Source organism: Isoptericola sp. Y581 (assembly GCF_059445475.1).
In genome coordinates, this window is record NZ_JCAIUK010000001.1 from 369,575 (window position 1) to 386,736 (window position 17,162).

Below are 17,162 nucleotides of genomic sequence, written 5' to 3' on the forward strand. Positions count from 1 at the left end.
AGCCCGCCCCCGAACGGGTGAAGGACAGCGGATACCGGGTGAATCCGTCGGCTGCTGGTCGGGGGCGTGGGCCTTCGCGCGTATCGTCGCGATGTCCGGCAGAAGGAGGCGCCGAGGTGTTCGCGTTGCGGGATTCGGTCAAGGGCGTGGCCCCCCAGGTCGCGGTCGACGCGGTGCGTTGGCGCAGGGAGATGTGGGCGGATCTTCGCCTCCGCCTGCTCGCCGACGTCGGGCACGTCCCGTCCCACCGCGTCCGCGGATTCTTCTACCGGCGGGCCGGGCTGACCCTGCCGCCCAGCTCCAGCATCCACTGGCGGGCAGAGTTCTACGCGCCGGAGTCGATCGTGATCGGCGAGCACTGCACGATCGGCGACTCCGTATTCCTCGATGGGCGCTGCGGCCTCGTGATCGGGGACTGCGTGAACCTCGGCAGCCACGTGACGATCTACACCCGCCAGCACGACGTGGACTCCCCGGAGTTCGCCGAGGTGGGCGCGCCCGTGACTGTGGGCGACCACGCGTGGGTCGCCAGCCACGCGATCGTGCTGCCGGGGATCACGATCGGTGAGGGGGCCGTGGTCGCGGCGGGTGCCGTCGTGTCGAAGGACGTGCCGCCCTTCGCCATGGTGGCGGGGAACCCGGCGAGGTTCGTCCGGGAACGGTCGCACGACCTGCGCTACCGGCTCGGCTACGCCAAGAGGTTCGTCTGACCGGTCGTGGGTGACGAACGGGGTGAAATGCCTGCCCGTTCCTGCCGGACCGTCCCGTTCGCTGCCTAGCCTGGCTGGAAGAATCCTCGACCCCGGGAGATCCTGTGACGCGACGAGTCGTGGTGGTGACGGTCTCGGCGGTCGCGGTGTGCGCCGTGGTCGGGGCGCTGGTGGTCGGGCCTGCGCTGCTCCAGGGAGAGGACGAGGGGGCCGCCATGTCGGCCGTGGGCCCCGAGCAGGTCCTCGTGCCGGGGACAGGCCCCGTGTGCGGCATCCCCGACCTCGCACAGGTGGTCGACGACGGGGTGGACCATACCTCCGCGGGCGGCGTCCGGACCGTGGTCGAGGACGTTCGACCGAAGACGGGGGACGTGCTTGCGGCCCGGGTGTCCGAGGGGTCGGCGTACGTGCTCTCCCGCGAAGACGCCACGCACACCGTCGCGCGGTACGCGCTCGACGACGGGGAGCTGCAGGGCGAGACGGTCGTCGAGCTCGCCTGGGACGGGACGAGCGAGACCTTCGGTACGGACTCCTTCGAGGTGGGCGCGGACGGGTCGATCTACCTTCTGGACACCCTGATGGGCCGCCGGGACCTGATCAAGGTGTCGCCGGACGGCGACGAGTCGTGGCGCGTCGCGCTCCCCGAGGGGCCGCAGTCCACGGGCTCCGTCGTCGACCTGTACGGGACCTTCGTGTGGGACGACGCCGAGCACGGTGAGGTCGTGGGGGTGGTGGACGCCGGGTCGATGATGCACCGGGTGGGCGCCGACGGCACCACGCTCGACCCGCTGACGATCGACGGGGCGAGGCTCGGCCAGCTCGACGACGGCGCCGCCGTGCTCAGGGCGGAGCGGCCGGAGGCCGACGGCGACCGGGTCGACCGGAACCTCACGGTGGTCGACCCGGCGGGGGAGGTCCGGGCACGCCTCGGCTCCTGGGCCGCTGCGGAGCCGGAGACCGGGGAGTCGTCGCTGCCGTGGACGGATGCGACGGGTGTCGCGTCGGCCCCGGGCGGCGGGCTGCTGCTCGCGGAGCCGGGCACCGGGCTGCGGTGGTACGGCACCGACGGCGTCCGGCTGGGCACGTGGCCGGACGTCAGCGTCGACCTCGAGCAGCCGTTCACCCTGGCGGACCGCACGCCGGTGCTCCAGGACGGCGACCTCTACTACCTGGTCACCGCCGGCCCGGACGGGGCGACGTCTCTCACCTCGGTCACGACGGACCGGATGGCTGCGGAGCTGCGCGCGCCGATCAAGCTCAACGCGGCCAACGAGCCGCTGGTGGCGACGATGGGCCTCGGGGCCGGCCTCCTCGTCGACCGGCCCTACGGGGTGTTCGCCGCGGACGAGGCGCCGCACGTGGCCGCGGCGTTCGATGAGACCTGGGGCGCTCAGGCCGACCGCTACCGCCTGCGCTACCAGGTGCGGGGCGACCCACGCGTGCCCGACCCGGTGGTCGGCGACGTGCAACTGGCCGACCTGCCGGCGGGTGGCGGAGAACTCGAGCTTGACCTGCCGCCGTCGCGCCCCGGCGTCTACGAGGTCGACGCGGCCCTGGTGGACCCCGACGGCGTCGCCGTCTCCGGGTCGTGCCTGCGGTACACCATCACGCCGGACGGCAGCGCGCTCGACCCGGCGTCGCTGGCCGACGGCGCTGACTGGGGCGGGGCCGCGCCGCTGCGCGGGGTGCAGCTCGCCGACCAGCTCGGCGTCGGGTCGCACCGCGTGCAGCTCGACCTCACGGCGCTGGTGCCCGACCCGACCGCGGAGCCGGCGCCGGACGGGATCGCGTGGGACGCCCTGCCCGGCGCCACCCTCGGCGCGGGCGACGGCGAGACGCCCGACCCATTCGCGGACCTCGCCGCCGCGGCGCGGGAGGCCGAGCGCACCGGCGTGCGGCTCGTCGTGCAGGTGGGCCAGGGCGGCGAGGGCGAGCACGCGGCCGCCGAGGCGGGCACCTGGGAGGGGTGGGTGCGGCAGATCGTCGCCGGCCTGCACGACGAGGCGCCGGGGATCCGCTACTGGTCGCCCTGGAACGAGCCGAACGGCACCGGCTACGAGGACGCCGCCCGGTACGAGGCCGAGGTGGGGGCGCCGTTCGCCAGCGGCGTGCGCGCCGCCGACGCGGACGCCGTGATCGTGGGCGGCAACACCCTCGGCGTCGCGCTCGACTGGTGGGAGGGCCTCGTCGCGGCGGACGGCTGCGCGTCGATGGACGTCGTCGGCGTCCACCCGTACACCGGGCTCAACCGGTCGTGGGAGGAGGAGGGGTTCTCCGCCGACGGGGCGGAGATGGACCGGCTGCGCCAGATCCTCGCCGCCTGCGACGACCTGCCGGTGTGGGACACCGAGACCGGATGGTGGTCGGACGGCGTCGTGAACTTCTGGGCGTCCGGCTGGGACGTGGCGCGCAAGCTGTGGTGGTACGCCGCCGAGGACGTCGAGGAGTGGACCTACTTCTTCAGCGAGGGTGGGTTCGGCGAGACAGGCAACTCCTGGTCGCTGATGCAGCTCGACGCTTACGTCAAGCCTGCCGGCGCGGCGATGGCGGCGACGGCGCCCGTCGTCGAGGCTCTCGACGACGTCGCGACGGTGGACACCGGGAGCCCGGGCGTGCACGCGATGAGCGGCCGTGCCGGCGACGGCTCATCGGTGCTCGCGCTGTGGTCTGAGGACCTGACGACGTCGGTCGTGGTGGCCCCCGAGGGCGAGCGCGAGGTGCCCGTGGTGCGGCGCGACGTCTACGGCGCGGAGGCCGACCTGACTCTCGCGGCGGGGGGTACCGAGGTGCCGGTGTCGGGCAGCCCGGTGCTGCTGCGGGTCCCGGCGGGCGAGGAGCTCCGGGTGCGCGCGACCGAGGCGTTCGGCGACGACGTTCTGAAGGGGCTCCCGGTGACCGCGTCGTCCACCCACCCGGACGGTGGCGCGCCCGCGACGATCACCTCGGGCACGTTCGACGTGCGCGACCCGTGGCGCTCCGGTCGGCTCGCGGACGGCTCGGTCGATCCGGCCCCGTCGGTCGAGATCGAGACCGACGGGCCGGTGACCGTCGACCGGATCGCCGTCGCGACCGCGGGCATCCGGTGCTGTACGGGGGGCCTGCGGGACTACACGGTCGAGGTGCGCACTCCCGACGGGACCTGGCGCGAGGTGGCCGCGCCGGAGGACCAGCTCTGGGACCGGGTCGCGCTCTTCTCCTTCGACCCGGTGGAGATCACCGCCGTCCGCGTCACCGCGGGGTGGACCGAGATCCGCGGCACGCGGGTGCTCGACGTCAACCACTCCGGAGTGCTGGGCGGCCCTCCGCCGTCGTTCATGGACCTGGCCACAGAGAGCGACTGGCTGGTCGCCGTCAGCGCCGTGCGGGCGTGGAGCCCAGCCGGCTGATCGGTCGTTCGTCGGTCGAGCCTGTCGAGACCACGCTGGGACTCGACAGGCTCGACCGGCGGAAGGGTCAGAGCCGGCCGTCGAGCACGTCGCGCCACAGCCGGGCGTGGGCGGCGGCGGAGGCGTCCCAGGTGAACCGCGCGGCCCGCTCCCGCCCGCGCGCGACCATCCGGTCCACGTCGCCGCCACCGGCCAGCACATGCTCGAGACCAGCCGCGATCGCGGCCCCGTCCGGCTCCACCAGCACGGCCGCGTCCCCGCACACCTCGGGCAGCGACGACCGGTCCGCGGCGACCACGGGCCTGCCCACGGCCATGCCCTCCAGCGCCGGCAGGCCGAAGCCCTCGTAGAGGGACGGCACCACCAGCGCCTCGGCGCCCGCGAGCAGGCCGGGCACGACGTCGTCGGGCACGCGGCCGACACGGACGGCGCCGTCGAGCGGCCCGAACAGCCGGTCGCGGCGCTCGGACGGCGGCCCGCTGAGCACCAGGGAGACGTCCGGGAAGCGGGCGCGCACCTTGGGCCACGCGTCGGCCAGGCCCTCGAGGTTCTTGCGGGTCGACGAACCACCCGCGTGCAGTACGTAGGGACCGGTCACCCCGAGCTCGCGCAGCCGCTCCGGCGGCGTGGGCATGGCGGCGAAGAAGCGCTCGTCCACGCCGTTGTGGATGACGTGCACGCGGTCCAGGCCGAGGTACTCCGCGACGTCGTCCGCCGCGAACCGGGACACCGAGACGACGGCCCGCACACGGCGCAGCTCGGCCGCCGCGAAGGTCTCGGGGCTCGACTCGTCGGGGTAGCGCCAGGCCACCGTGTCGTGCACCGTGACGATCTCCGGCACCCGCGCCGGGGGCAGCGACATCCCCATGCGGTGCACCACGTCCGCGCCGCGGTACATGGCGGCGCCGACGGCGCGGCGCAGCCCGGTGGGCGCGTCGCGGAGCAGCCGGTGGGGGAGCCGCGCGGTGCCGGGCAGCGGCGAGCGCAGCGTGCGGGTGACGGACCGCGTCACCTCGACGTCCGCGCCGAGGGTGGCCGCGGCGCGCGCGGAAACCTCGCGCTCGTAGACCTGCTGGCCCATGGGCGCGCCGACGGCGACGGTCGCGATCGTCAGCCGTGCCATGGTGCTCCGTCCGTCGTTCGTGCGGTCCTCGTCATTCTGACCCGGCGCACCACCCGCGGCGGGACCTCGGGCGGGTGAATCGGCCCGACTTCACCCCGCGGACAGGGCCGCGCAGAACCTATGATCTGCGAGCCGTCACGCGCACAGGAGGGGGTCGCATGGTCCGGGTCGCGCTGGTGACGAGTAGCTACCTGCCACACGTCGGTGGGGTCGAGGAGCACGTGCGCCACGTCGCGCGCGGGCTGCGCGACGCCGGCGACGAGGTCGTCGTCTGGGCTGTGGACCGTGGCGACAAGGCCACCCCGGCCGCCGTCGACGGCATCCCCGTCCGCTACCTGCCGACCCCGATGCCGGCCCGCTCGGCGGGTGCCCTGCTGCGCTTCGCCACCTCCGCCCCAGCCGCAGCGTGGGCCTGGTGGCGGGCCGTCCGCCAGGACCGGCCCGACGTCGTGCACGTCCAGTGCTACGGGCCGAACGGGCCATGGGCCACGCTGGTGGCCGCCGCGGCGCGGCGGCCCCTCGTCGTCTCCTCGCACGGCGAGACCTTCGGTGACGCGGACGACGTCTTCGGCACGTCGGCGCTGCTGCGTCGCTCTCTCACGGCGTCGCTCCGTCGCGCCTCGGCGGTGACCGGGTGCTCGCGCTACGTCCTCGACGACCTGGCCCGGTTCGGGCTGGCCCCGGGTGCCGGAGCGGTGGTGCCGAACGGCGTCGACCTGGAGGAGCCGGTCGGTGCGCCGCCGCCCGGCCTGCCCGACCGGTACCTGCTGGCCCTCGGTCGCGTCGTGCGCACCAAGGGCTTCGACCTGCTCCTCGAGGCGTACGCCCGGGCCGCCCTCGTCCCAGGCCCGGCGCTCGTCGTCGCGGGCGACGGGCCGGAGCTGCCGGCCCTCCGGGCGCTCGCGGCCGAGCTGGGGATCGAGCGCCGGGTGGTCTTCCCCGGGCGCCTCACCCGCGAACAGGTCGGGGCGGCCGTCCGCGGGGCGGAGGCGCTGCTGGTGCCCAGCCGGGCGGAGGCGTTCGGGATCGTGGTGCTCGAGGGGTGGCGTGCCGGCGTGCCGGTGGTCGCGACCACCCGCGGCGGCCCGCCGGAGTTCGTGGAGGACGGCGTCACCGGGCTCCTGGTGGACCCGGAAGACGTCGACGTCCTTGCCGCCGCCCTGGTCGCGGCCGTCGCCCCCGGCTCGCGGCGGATCGGCGACGCCGGGCGGCGCGCGGTCGAGGGCTTCACGTGGGGCCGCGTGGTCGCGGGCTACCGCCGCCTCTACGACGTCGTGGGAACGGCGGGGCGGGTCAGGCCCCGAGCAGGAGCTCGCGCCGGCGGAGCTCGGTGAGGAACGCCTCGGTGTCGCGCTCGGCGACGTCGCGCTCGACGCCGTACTCGGCGACCAGGGCGTCCGCCAGCTCGTCGGCCGAGCGCTCGTCCTGCAGCAGCTTGGCGACGAAGGCGCCGCTGCCGTTCGTCGTGAGGTAGGTCGACGACGCGAGGTCGAGGATGACCAGCTCGCCGTCGATCTCCTGCCAGGTGACGCCGTCCTCGCGAAGCCGCATGGTCGTGCCTCTCGTCGTGGGTGGTCCCCCCGGGTCGCACCGAGGATAGGACGATCCGGGGGCCGTGGCCGGGGGACGAACGAGGTTTCACCCGGCGCCGGGTGAAAGCGTGCGCCGTACCGGGTGACATCGCCGCGGAGCGCTTGACCGGCCACGCTGGCGGGGCGACGTTGGGCGCGTCCTGCAGGCACGAAAAGAGAGGAGCCTCCCATGTACGAGGCACCGCGCATCACCGAGGTGGGTTCGGTCAAGGACGTCACGCTGGAGCAGCAGCTGGCCTTCGACTACGACGGCGACCTGTTCCACAAGGGCAAGGCGTCCTGACCCTGTCCCGCAGGCGCGGTGCCGGCCCTCCGATGTCGGGGGACCGGTGCCGCGTCGCCCTTCCAGCAGGGGTCCGACGATGACGTCCTTCTACCACCCGACGGCCTTCGAGGTCGCGGCCTGCTGGCTGCCCGGGATCGTCGGGGCCGGGACGGCCGTGGGGGCCGTCCACGATCCCCTCGACGAGATCAAGGCTGCGGTCCGGCGAGCGAGCGACGGGCGGCCCGTCGCGGTGACGTTCTCCGGCGGGCGGGACTCGTCCGCCGTGCTCGCCGTTGCGACCGCCGTCGCCCGCGAGGACGGCGTCGCCGACCCGGTGCCTGTCACGTTCCGCTACCCGGGGGTGACCGAGGCCGACGAGTCCGGGTGGCAGGAGGCCGTCGTCGAGCACCTCGGCCTGTCCACGTGGTGGCGCATCGACGTCGCCGACGAGAACGACCTCCTCGGCGAGGGCGCGCGGGGGAGCCTCCTGCACCGCGGCTTGCTCTTCCCCGCGACGATGCACGTGAAGGACGCGATGCTCCGCGAGCTCGAGGGCCACGCCGTGCTCACCGGCGAGGGCGGGGACGAGGTCTTCGGGGACCGCAGGTCCCGCGCCCTGCTCCGGACGGCACGTGACCGGGCGCGTCCCGGCTCCCCGCGGCGGGCCGCGCTGGCGTCGCTCCAGCCGCGCGCCGTGCGCCGACGGAGGGCGCGTGCCGAGGTCGTCCAGGGCACCGGCGCGCTGCCATGGCTGACGGACCCCGCCCGGGACCGGCTCACGGACGAGATCGCGGCGGACACCGCCTCCGAACCGCTGGCGTTCCGCCAGAGCCTGCGCTGGCTGCGCCGCCGGCGCGCCAGCCGCGTCTTCCTCGACACCTACGCGCAGGTGGCCGCCGGGCACGACGTCGCGCTCGCGCACCCGCTGCTGGACGACGGGTTCCTGCGGTCGCTCGGGTCGCGGCACCCCTGGGGCTTCCCGGACCGCACCGCCGGTATGCGCGCCGTGTTCGGCACCCTCCTGCCTGCCGCCGTCTGCGCGCGGTCGAGCAAGGCATCCTTCAACCGGGCCTACCTCGGCGCGGCGACGCGCGGCTTCGCCTCCCGGTGGGACGGCGTGGGCGTCGACCCGGGGCTGGTCGACGTCGACGCGCTCCGCACCGCCTGGCTCTCGGGCTACCCGCCGGGCCCCACCGGGTTGCTGCTCCAGCAGGCGTGGCTGGCGTCGGTGGGCGCGGAGGCCGTGCGATGACCGCGGCCGGGGCGCTGCGTCGCCTGGGGGCGGTTCCGCTCGCCGCCCGGCTCCTGGGGGCCCTGCTGGTGCTCGAATCCCGGCTCCGGCGGTGGGACCTGTCCCGGGTCGCCGAGCACTACGGGCTCGGGCTGCTCTCGACGCCGGGCACCTCCCTCGGCGACTTCGACCTCGCGGACCTGGACGCCCGCGAGGTGCGGGACCTCCGGGTGCTGCGTCGGGTCCTCGGCCTCCCGCGGGTCAACGGCACGTGCCTCCGCTCGGCGGTGCTCGCGGGTCGCGTGCTGTGCTCCCGCCGCCCCGTGCTGGTGCTGGGGGTCGCGAAGTCCGGGGGCGTCGTCCGTGCCCACGCGTGGCTGCGGATCGGCCGCCACGACCTCGACCTGGACCGCGGGACGGGCTTTCGCCCGCTCGTGGTCGACCGGCATCTCCACCAGCAAGGAGCGTGACCGCTGTGGACCGTCAGCTGCTGTACGGCCTCGTCGTCGAGGCGCCGTTCGACCTCCATCAGGACCGGGCGTGCGACGCCACCCGGCCCGCGGACGTCGAGCTCGTCGTCGGGCGGGGCACCGACCAGAGGACGGCTCCGGGGGGCCGGCAGATTCTGCACCACGCGCTTGCCGGCGACCCCTGGTACACCGCGTGGGACCTCGGCCCGGACGGCTACCTGCTGCGGTTCCACGGCGCGTGCGACTTCGAGGTCTCGCCCGACCTCACCCGCGCGGTGCTGTGCGAGGCCGACGGCGTGGACCCCGGCCTGAGTCGGGTACTTGCCACGGGCGGGCTTCTGGCGTTCCAGCTCTACCTGCGGGGCGAGATCGTGCTGCATGCCAGTGCGGTCGAGGACGACGACGGCGTGGTCGCATTCGTCGGCTACTCCGGGATGGGCAAGTCCACGATGGCGACCCTGCTGTGTGCCGAGGGCGCGGCGCTCGTCACCGACGACGTCCTGCGCCTGGACCGCACCGACGACGGCTTCGCGGCCCGGCTGGGCGCCACCGAGGTGCGGCTGCGCAAGGGGGCCGACACGCTCGTCGACCGGTTCGGCGACCGGGCGCCCGGTCGCCGCGTCAGTGCCGACGCCCGCCACGTGCTGCAGCTCGGGGCGGGCGCGCGGGACCGCCGGCCGCTGCGGGCGATCGTGGTGCCGCGGCCCGACCGCGACGGCGGCGACCTCGTGGTCCGACGCCGGACGGGGACGGCCGCGCTCTTCGAGCTGCTGCACTACCCGCGCCTGCACGGGTGGCTGGACGAGCGGGTGCAGAGCACGCACCTGCGGCACCTGGCCGACGTCGCCCGCAGCGTCCCGGTGCTGGTCGCCGACGTGCCGTGGGGCCCGCCCTTCGACCCGACGCTCGGGGCTCAGCTCAACCGGTCGATCGCGGGGTCGATCGCGGGGTCGGTGGCGTCGTGGTCGGCCCCCGACCTGGTCGGGGCGGACGCCCCGGTCAGGTAGGCCCTGGCCTGGACGGTGAACATCTCGGCGTAGGCACCGTCGAGCGCCATCAGGTCGTCGTGGGCGCCCTGCTCGACGATCGCCCCGTCGTCGAGCACGACGATGCGGTCCGCCGACCGGACCGTCGAGAAGCGGTGCGAGACGAAGAGCGCGGTCCGCCCGTCGAGCGTGGCGCGCAGCGACGCGAACAGGTCGTGCTCCGCCAGCGGGTCCATCGCGGCCGTGGGCTCGTCCAGGATCACCAGGGCGGCGTCCCGGTAGAACGCGCGGGCGATCGCCACGCGCTGCCACTGGCCGCCGGACAGCTCGGTGCCGCCCGGGAACATCCGCGACAGGCGCGACTCGTAACCGTCCGGGAGCCCGGCCAGCGCCGCGTCGACGCCGGCGACCCGGGCGGAGCGGCGCACCCGCTCGGCGTCCACCGGCACGTCGGAGCGGCCTAGTGCCACGTTCCACGTCGCCGTGTAGGCGTAGTGCACGAAGTCCTGGAAGATCACGGCGATCTGCGAGCGCACCTCCGAGCGGCGCAGGTCGGCGAGCGGGAGGTCGCCCCAGAGGACCTCGCCGGACGTCGGCTCGTACAGCCCTGCCAGGAGCTTCGCCAGTGTCGTCTTGCCCGAGCCGTTGGTGCCGACCAGGGCGACGACCTCGCCGGGGCGCAGGGCGAGGTCCACGGCGCGGAGCGCAGGCCGCTCCGAGCCGGGGTAGGTGAACGACACGTCGCGCGCGAACACCCCGGGGAACACGGCCGGCGGCGCGACGCTCCCGTCGGACGCCGCGGCGGCCGCACGGCCCTCCTCGAGGAACTCCTGCACGTCGTCGAGGAAGAGGCCGGACTCGAAGATCTGCTGGACGCCCCCGAAGATTCCCTGGATCTGGCCCTGCAGCATCCGCACGGCGACGACGGCGGCCCCGGCCTCCGAGAACGAGACCGCGCCGCGGGTGATGAGCCAGGCCAGCACCAGCAGCACCGCGGCGAGCACGATCGCGGCGGCGAGGTTGCCCGCGCCGTTGGTGAGGGCGCGACGGCGGACGTGCCGGGCCAGGTCGGCCAGGTACGACCCGTAGAGCTCGCGGTAGCGGGCCTGGAGCCACGGGGCCGACTGGAACGCCCGCACCTCCTTGGCCTCGTCGCGGGTGCTCTGCACGTAGTTCGTGTAGATCCGCTCGCGCTCGTTCGTCGTCTGCGCCACCTTGAACGCGAACTCCAGCTTGCCCTCGCGCCGCCCCGCGACCAGCAGCGGCAAGCCGCCGACGGCGAGGAGCGGCAGCAGCGCGGGGTGCAGTGCGAACAGGGCCGCGCCCACGCCCAGCGTGGCGATCGAGGACCCGATCAGGTCGAACACCCCCTGGGTTACCTGGAACGGCCGGGAGAGGGCGTTGACCCGCACGCGCTGGAGCCGGTCGTAGAACAGGGCGGACTCGAACTGCTCGAGTGGGATGCTCGTCGAGACAGCCTGGACCTCCTCGGCCATCAGCCGCGCGACATGCTCGCCGAGCACCCGGCGCACCGAGCCTTGGAGCCCCCCGGCCACGGTCGTGACGGCGGTCAGCCCGGCCAAGGCGAGCACGGGCCCGGCTACGGACCGCAGGGTCCCGGTCCCTTCGGAGAGTCCGAGCAGGACGTCGAGCAGCGCGGCGACCACCAGCACCTGCCCGGCCAGCGCGACGGCGACGACCACCTGCAGGCCGAGCATGGTGACGAACAGCGGCCGGCTCGCGCGCCAGGAGACGGACAGCGAGCTGCCGAGATGACGCAGGAGACGTCGCGACCTGGCCTCATCGCTCCGGGACCCGGCCGGGCCTTCCACGGTGTCCACCACGGTGATCGCTCCGTCCGTCCGGCGGCCCCGCGACGGCGCCGACGGGGCGACACCACGCTAGCCGCGCGGACCCGCCAGAGGTGGCGTCGGGCCGATAATTCGCCCGCTCTGCAGGGCCCGCGCCGGGACCCCGCCACCTATTCTGCCGAGGTGGAGGCAGGAGCGACGGAGCGTCGGCCGCTGGGACAGGTCCTGGTCGACTCCGTGCTGTCCCCGGGGAGGCCCTCGCCCGTCCGGCTCGACGCCATCCCGCTGGAGCAGCTGGCGGAGGCCGCGCAGGACCACCGGATCCTGCCCGCCGTCGCGAAGCACGTCGTCGCGCAGCCGGACTGCCCCGAGCCGTGGCGAGCGCCGCTGCGGCGGGCGAGGGACGAGCAGGTGGTGCGGCACCTCGGGGTGCTCGCGGAGCTCGCCGGCCTCGGCAGGGCGCTGGACGGCGCCGGCGTGCCGTGGGTGGTGGGGAAGGGGCCGATGGCCGCAGTCCTGTGGCCGGCGCCGGACATGCGCGAGTACTACGACCTCGACCTGTACGTGCCCCGCGCGCAGTTCCGGCGGGCGGTCGAGGCGCTCGAGGCCGCCGGGTGCACGGGCGTGGACCGCAACTGGCCGCTCATGGCCGCCGAGCGGCGGGCCGAGTACGCGATGCGCGGGCCCCTCGGGGTGCCGCTCGACCTGCACTGGGACGTCGCCGTCCCGCAGAGCACCCGGCGCACGTTCCGCACGGACCACGACGCGATGATCGCCCGGCGCCGACCCGTGGACGTGGGCGGCGGCCGGTCCGTCCCGACGTTCGACCCCGTCGACACGGTGCTGGTGCTCGCGTTCCACGCGGCGCAGTCCGGGGCCGGGCGGCTGATGTGGCTTGTGGACGTGGCGCGTGGGGTCGAGGCGTGCGACGGCGCGCGGGCCGAGATCGGGGCCCGCGCCCGGATCATGCGCCTAGAGGTGCCGGTCGGCCTCGTGCTCGACCGGGCGGCGCGGGTGCTGGGTGACCTGGGGGAGACCGGCCTGCGGAGGCCGGGAGCGCTGGGGGCAGCGACGGCCGCGCTCGACGCGCGGATCGCGTTCCCGGACCTGCCGGGCGACGCCCACCGCAGCGGTCGCCTGTACTCGAGCGCGCGACCGGAGGCCTGGTCCACGGCGGCCGCTCTCGTGCGCGACACTCTGGCGGATCGGCGGATCGAGCGGGCGATCCGCCGCGGGGCGCCCGGTGCCACGGACAAGGCCCTGCGGCTCGACGTCCCGGATCCGCGCGCTCGCGCCGACTACCTCCGGTTCGTGGACTCCGGCACAGGGTGAAGGCCGCCGCGGTGGCGGGCCGCGAGGACCGCCCAGGGCGCGGCGGCGCCCACCAGGAGCAGCGCACCCAGGACGTCGCTCGGCCGATGGGCTAGCGACGCGACGTTTGCCCAGCAGGCGAGGGCGACCACCGCCGCGAGCGCCGCCGCCGTCCGTGGGCCGAGGCGGTGGCCGCCCACGAGCGCGATGCCGACGCAGGCTGCCGCGAGCGTCGCCGTGTGGGCGCTGGGGAACGTGTTGTGCAGGTAGCCGTTGGCACCCAGGTAGGGCCGGGGGAGCGGGCCGTCACGGAGCAGGGTGGCCAGCAGGAGCACGGCGAGCGGCAGGCCTGCGGCCGCCAGCGCGCGCGACCACTCCTTGCGGCGCGCGGCGACGACGAGAGCCACCGCCAGCCCGCCCGCCACGAGGGCCGGGAGGAGCACGCGCCCCAGCCGGGCGAGCCCGACGACGGGCTCGGATGCGGTCAGGAGCGCGAAGCCGGAGATGTCCGCACGCTGGCCCGGTGCGGTGAGCACCGAGAGCGCGAACAGGGCAGCGAACAGGACTGACGACAGGACGGAGACCGTCAGCGCGACGCCGCCCGGGGAGCGCACGAGCGTGCCCGCGCGCCGTCGTCGAGCCATCATCCGACCCGCCCGCGTCGTGCCCTCACGCCGCGGCCGCCATCCGGTCCAGCTCGGCCTCGATGTGCCGGGCGATCTCCAGCGACGCGGTGGCGGCGGGCGACGGCGCGTTGATCACGTGCACCTGGCGCGGCGCGGTGCGGACGAGGAAGTCGTCCACCAGCGAGCCGTCGCGGGCCACGGCCTGGGCCCGCACGCCGGCGGGCGCGGGGTGCAGGTCGTCCGCCGTCGTGCCGGGCAGCAGGCGCGCGACCGACGCGGCGAACAGCGTGCGCGACATCGACCGGGCCACCTCCCCGGCGGCGGGCGCGAGGTGGCGCCCCGCCAGGCGCCACAGGCCGGGCCAGGACACGGCGTCCCGCACGTCGCGCCACGCGAGGTCGCCGCGCCGGTAGCCCTCGCGGGCGAGCGCGAGCACCGCGTTGGGGCCGGCGTGCACGTCGCCGTGCACGCCCCGGGTGAGGTGCACGCCGAGGAACGGAAACCGCGGGTCGGGCACGGGGTACACGAGGCCGTGCACCCGGTCCGCGGCGGTGGGTGCCAGGTCGAAGTACTCGCCGCGGAACGGCACGATGCGGGCGCCGGGGTCGACGCCGCACGCGAGTGCGAGGCGGTCGGCGTGCAGGCCGCCGCAGACGACGAGCGCGTCGGCGACCAGCTCGTGACGCTCGCCGGTCGCGACGTCCGCGACGTCGGCCAGCACCTGCGCGCCGACGACGCGGGCGCCGTGCAGCGCGCGGCGGAGCAGCACGGCGCCGCCGGCGTCGCGCACCTGCCGGGCGAGGACGGCGCACACGCCCTGGTAGTCGACGACGCCCGTGGTCTCGACACGCAGCGCCCCGACGCACGCCACGTCGGGCTCGTGCTCGCGGGCCTCGACGGGGCTCAGCTCGCGCACGGGCACGCCGTTCGCGGCGCCCCGCTCTGCCAGCACGTGCAGGCGGTCGAGCTCGTCGGCCCCGGTCGCGACCACGAGCTTGCCGGTGGTGGCGACGGGCACGCCGTGCTCGGCGGCGAACCGTGTCATGGACGCCGCGCCCGCCGTGCCGAGCCGGGCCTTGAGGCTGCCCGGCGCGTAGTAGAGGCCGGAGTGGATGACGCCCGAGTTGCGGCCGGTCTGGTGGCTGGCGAGGTCGCGCTCCTTCTCCAGCACGGTCACGTCGTCGCCGCGGCGCGCGAGGCGTGCGGCGGTCGCGAGCCCGATGATCCCTCCACCGACGACGAGTACCCGCACGATCCCTCCTCGGTCCGGCACCCCGGTCTGGCCTCCAGCACCCCGGTCTGGCCTCCAGTCTGACCCTCGGTCGGGCCCGAGGTCGGGGCGCGATCCGGCCTCTGCCGGCCCGGTGGTGGCGGGCCGGGTCCCAGGCCCGGCCCGCCGGTTCTCAGGATGCCAGCCGCGGGCCTGGTCAGGGGCGTCGCCGGGGGGTGAACGGCCGGGTGAACAGGCATAGTGGGAGGGCAGGGTCCCCACCAGGAGGTACGGCCATGAGCCAGGACGACGGCAACCAGCCGAACCCGTACGAGCCTCGGCCCGGCGACCCGACCGGCCCGCCGGAACCGCACCCGCAGCCGGGAGGGCCGCCGGGCACACCGCAGGGCCCGCAAGGCCCGAAGGGGCGACCGAGCCCGCCGCCGCACCCGCCGCCGCACCCGCAGCAGCCCCCGCAGCCGTCTGCGCAGCAGCCCGGCGGGCCGCCGCAGCCGCAACCCCAGCAGTACGCCCAGCCGTACCCGCAGCAGTACGCCCAGCCGTACCCGCAGCAGTACCAGCCGTCGGCGGGCACGGACGGGTGGTCGATCGCGGCCCTCGTCACGGGCATCCTCGGGCTGGCGATCATCCCGATCGTGCTGGGCATCATCGGGCTGTCGCGGATCAACCGCACGGGCCAGCAGGGCAAGGGGATGGCGATCGCCGGCATCGTGCTGGGGGCGGTGTGGATCGTCGTCTGGCTCGTCCTCGTCGTGCTGGGGATCGCGTTCTTCTCGGAGATGGACTGGCAGAACTACGACGGACCCCGGGAGTACGACTGGTCCGCGCTGGGGTGAGCGACCCGGGCCCTTTGGTTCAACCATTGCCCGTAATGCGGTCGGCCCCTTACGGTGCCGTCGACGGCACACTGACGTGCCGTCGGACCCGGGCGAACCACCTGTCGGAGCCGGGGCCCCACCGATCGCGTGGGAGCGCCGATGCGGCAGCGGGTGAGGCGGGCGGTCGATGGTGCAGCGGCCGCCGCGCTGATGGGGAGCGGCGCGGTGTGACCGGCATCATGGGCGCGAACGTGGCAGCCGGCGGCGGGTACGTCGTCGAGGCCGCGGTCGACCTGCTCGGCGCGGGCGGACCCGACGGGCGCCGGCTACCAGTCCACGGCCCGGTGGGGCGTGGGGCGGCTCGTGACCGCCGACGTGCCGGAGCCCGACGGGCTGGTCAACGCCCGGCCGCCCGTCGACGTCCCCGACACCCGGCACGGCACCGCGCGCGGCGCCGTCACCGACCTGGCCCGGCTGCTCGCGCTGACGGGACAGGTGCTCCGCGGGGACGCCGACCCGTGGGTGCTCACCTCCGTCCCGGGTCCACGTACCTGGTCGGGAGTGCCGACGTCGGGCGCGACCTGAGCCTCGAGGTGACGGCGCACGCGCGCGGGCTCGAGGACGTGACCGTCGGGTCGGACGCCGTGCCCGCCGGTCGCGGGTAGCCGCCCCGGGTAGTGGTCGCCTGTCACGGCCGTCTCCCGTGGGTCCTGTGCTGTTCCGGCGAAGACGACCGGGGGCCTGTCGCCGCCCCCCGGCGGGTCGATAGCATCGCGGCTCGGGCGGCGCCGGCCGTGCAAGGACCGTCAGTGACCAGGAGGAACATGAGCCAGCAGTACGGGGACGCCCCTCGCGCCGTCCCGCCCACCCAGGTGCTCCCTCCGCAGCGGCACGCGGCACCGCCCGCGCACGCCCGCCCACCGGCCGGGCAGCAGGGCGGTCAGCAGGGCGGTCGGCAAGGCGGTCGGCAGGGCGGTCAGTCGAACGGCGGTTCCGCCGTGCGGCGCGGCACGGAGCCGACGGCGGTCGCATCTCTCGTCACGGGCCTCTTCGGCTTCGTGGTGCCGCTGCTGGGGATCCTCGCGATCATCCTGGGCAGCATCGGCCTGGACCGCACGCGCCGCCGCGGCAGCGGCGGCCGGGGGATGGCCGCCACGGGGGTCACGCTCGGGACGATCCAGGTGGTCTTCACCGCGCTCGTCGTGGTCGCGGGCGTGCTGTTCTGGAACGCGTACGGCGAGGACATCGAGAACGGGCTCGAGCAGGCTGAACAGCTCACCCAGGCCGATCTGTCCCTGCCCGACCTCCTGCTCGGCGGCCTCACCGGCGACGTCTCCCTGGGCGACCTGCGGGAGCTCGTGGGCACCGTCGGCCAGGCGGACGAGCTGCGCGACCTCGCCGACCAGTGCCAGGGCGGCGACGGCGCCTCGTGCGACGACCTCCTCTCGAGCGTCCCCGAGGACCTCCTGCCCGACGACGTCCGCGACCGCCTCCCCTCGGGCAACTGACCCCGCGAGGGAGCTCCGTTCGGGCTCCACGGGGGCGTCGGAGGGTCGGCGTAGTCTGGTGCGGCACGCCCGGCACCCCCGCCGGCCTCGTTGT

General features: G+C 75.3%; 16 protein-coding genes. 11 read left to right on the forward strand and 5 right to left on the reverse strand.

Annotated elements, in window-relative coordinates; translation table 11 throughout:
* The first annotated feature begins 146 nt into the window (after positions 1–146).
* Both AC1C2W_RS01735 and AC1C2W_RS01740 read left to right on the forward strand, forming a co-directional pair.
* Positions 147–710, forward strand: a complete 564-nt coding sequence (locus AC1C2W_RS01735) for an acyltransferase (RefSeq protein ID WP_495412201.1) — start codon at positions 147–149, stop codon at positions 708–710.
* A 104-nt stretch (positions 711–814) separates the two neighbouring features.
* Positions 815–4,096: a hypothetical protein gene (locus AC1C2W_RS01740; protein ID WP_495412202.1), complete on the forward strand. Its 3,282-nt coding sequence runs from the start codon at positions 815–817 to the stop codon at positions 4,094–4,096.
* A 67-nt stretch (positions 4,097–4,163) separates the two neighbouring features.
* Here the strand turns inward: AC1C2W_RS01740 and AC1C2W_RS01745 are convergent, their stop codons facing one another.
* Positions 4,164–5,219 (reverse strand): glycosyltransferase family 4 protein, encoded by a 1,056-nt coding sequence (locus tag AC1C2W_RS01745; RefSeq protein WP_495412203.1) that lies wholly within the window; start codon positions 5,217–5,219, stop codon positions 4,164–4,166.
* Between the two features lie 158 nt (positions 5,220–5,377).
* Here AC1C2W_RS01745 and AC1C2W_RS01750 point away from each other — a divergent pair, with 158 nt between their 5' ends.
* A complete protein-coding gene (locus AC1C2W_RS01750; protein ID WP_495412204.1) occupies positions 5,378–6,553 on the forward strand; it encodes a glycosyltransferase family 4 protein in 1,176 nt (391 codons plus the stop codon).
* Here the strand turns inward: AC1C2W_RS01750 and AC1C2W_RS01755 are convergent.
* The gene (locus AC1C2W_RS01755) at positions 6,513–6,770 is read right to left on the reverse strand and encodes a PqqD family protein (RefSeq protein WP_495412205.1); all 258 of its coding nucleotides are present in this window, start codon (positions 6,768–6,770) and stop codon (positions 6,513–6,515) included. The two genes, AC1C2W_RS01750 and AC1C2W_RS01755, sit on opposite strands and share 41 nt — an antisense overlap.
* Positions 6,771–6,980: 210 nt before the next feature.
* On the opposite strand from AC1C2W_RS01755, the gene AC1C2W_RS01760 reads away from it, so the two are divergent.
* The 4 genes from AC1C2W_RS01760 to AC1C2W_RS01775 all read left to right on the forward strand — a co-directional run bounded on the left by AC1C2W_RS01760 (position 6,981) and on the right by AC1C2W_RS01775 (position 9,784).
* Positions 6,981–7,094, forward strand: coding sequence for a lasso RiPP family leader peptide-containing protein (locus AC1C2W_RS01760; protein WP_495412206.1), 114 nt, complete (start codon positions 6,981–6,983; stop codon positions 7,092–7,094).
* Between the two features lie 79 nt (positions 7,095–7,173).
* On the forward strand, positions 7,174–8,328 hold the full coding sequence (locus AC1C2W_RS01765) for an asparagine synthase-related protein (protein ID WP_495412207.1): 1,155 nt from the start codon (positions 7,174–7,176) through the stop codon (positions 8,326–8,328).
* Positions 8,325–8,777: a lasso peptide biosynthesis protein gene (locus AC1C2W_RS01770; protein WP_495412208.1), complete on the forward strand. Its 453-nt coding sequence runs from the start codon at positions 8,325–8,327 to the stop codon at positions 8,775–8,777. The genes AC1C2W_RS01765 and AC1C2W_RS01770 overlap by 4 nt, the downstream gene beginning before the upstream one ends.
* A complete protein-coding gene (locus AC1C2W_RS01775) occupies positions 8,774–9,784 on the forward strand; it encodes a phosphoenolpyruvate carboxykinase (ATP) (protein ID WP_495412209.1) in 1,011 nt (336 codons plus the stop codon). The genes AC1C2W_RS01770 and AC1C2W_RS01775 overlap by 4 nt, the downstream gene beginning before the upstream one ends.
* Here AC1C2W_RS01775 and AC1C2W_RS01780 read toward each other — a convergent pair.
* Positions 9,691–11,604: an ABC transporter ATP-binding protein gene (locus AC1C2W_RS01780; protein WP_495412210.1), complete on the reverse strand. Its 1,914-nt coding sequence runs from the start codon at positions 11,602–11,604 to the stop codon at positions 9,691–9,693. The two genes, AC1C2W_RS01775 and AC1C2W_RS01780, sit on opposite strands and share 94 nt — an antisense overlap.
* A 153-nt stretch (positions 11,605–11,757) precedes the next feature.
* On the opposite strand from AC1C2W_RS01780, the gene AC1C2W_RS01785 reads away from it, so the two are divergent.
* Positions 11,758–12,906, forward strand: coding sequence for a nucleotidyltransferase domain-containing protein (locus AC1C2W_RS01785; RefSeq protein ID WP_495412211.1), 1,149 nt, complete (start codon positions 11,758–11,760; stop codon positions 12,904–12,906).
* On the opposite strand, the gene AC1C2W_RS01790 is transcribed toward AC1C2W_RS01785, so the two are convergent.
* On the reverse strand, positions 12,873–13,532 hold the full coding sequence (locus AC1C2W_RS01790) for a phosphatase PAP2 family protein (RefSeq protein ID WP_495412212.1): 660 nt from the start codon (positions 13,530–13,532) through the stop codon (positions 12,873–12,875). The genes AC1C2W_RS01785 and AC1C2W_RS01790 overlap by 34 nt on opposite strands.
* A 22-nt stretch (positions 13,533–13,554) precedes the next feature.
* On the reverse strand, positions 13,555–14,763 hold the full coding sequence (lhgO, locus tag AC1C2W_RS01795; protein ID WP_495412213.1) for an L-2-hydroxyglutarate oxidase: 1,209 nt from the start codon (positions 14,761–14,763) through the stop codon (positions 13,555–13,557).
* Positions 14,764–15,017: 254 nt separating this feature from the next.
* Here lhgO and AC1C2W_RS01800 point away from each other — a divergent pair, with 254 nt between their 5' ends.
* From AC1C2W_RS01800 to AC1C2W_RS01810, 3 genes are all read left to right on the forward strand, one after another.
* Positions 15,018–15,578, forward strand: a complete 561-nt coding sequence (locus AC1C2W_RS01800; RefSeq protein ID WP_495412214.1) for a DUF4190 domain-containing protein — start codon at positions 15,018–15,020, stop codon at positions 15,576–15,578.
* A gap of 345 nt (positions 15,579–15,923) precedes the next feature.
* Positions 15,924–16,145, forward strand: coding sequence for a hypothetical protein (locus AC1C2W_RS01805; protein ID WP_495388077.1), 222 nt, complete (start codon positions 15,924–15,926; stop codon positions 16,143–16,145).
* Between the two features lie 239 nt (positions 16,146–16,384).
* A complete protein-coding gene (locus AC1C2W_RS01810) occupies positions 16,385–17,068 on the forward strand; it encodes a DUF4190 domain-containing protein (RefSeq protein WP_495388076.1) in 684 nt (227 codons plus the stop codon).
* Positions 17,069–17,162 lie beyond the last annotated feature (94 nt).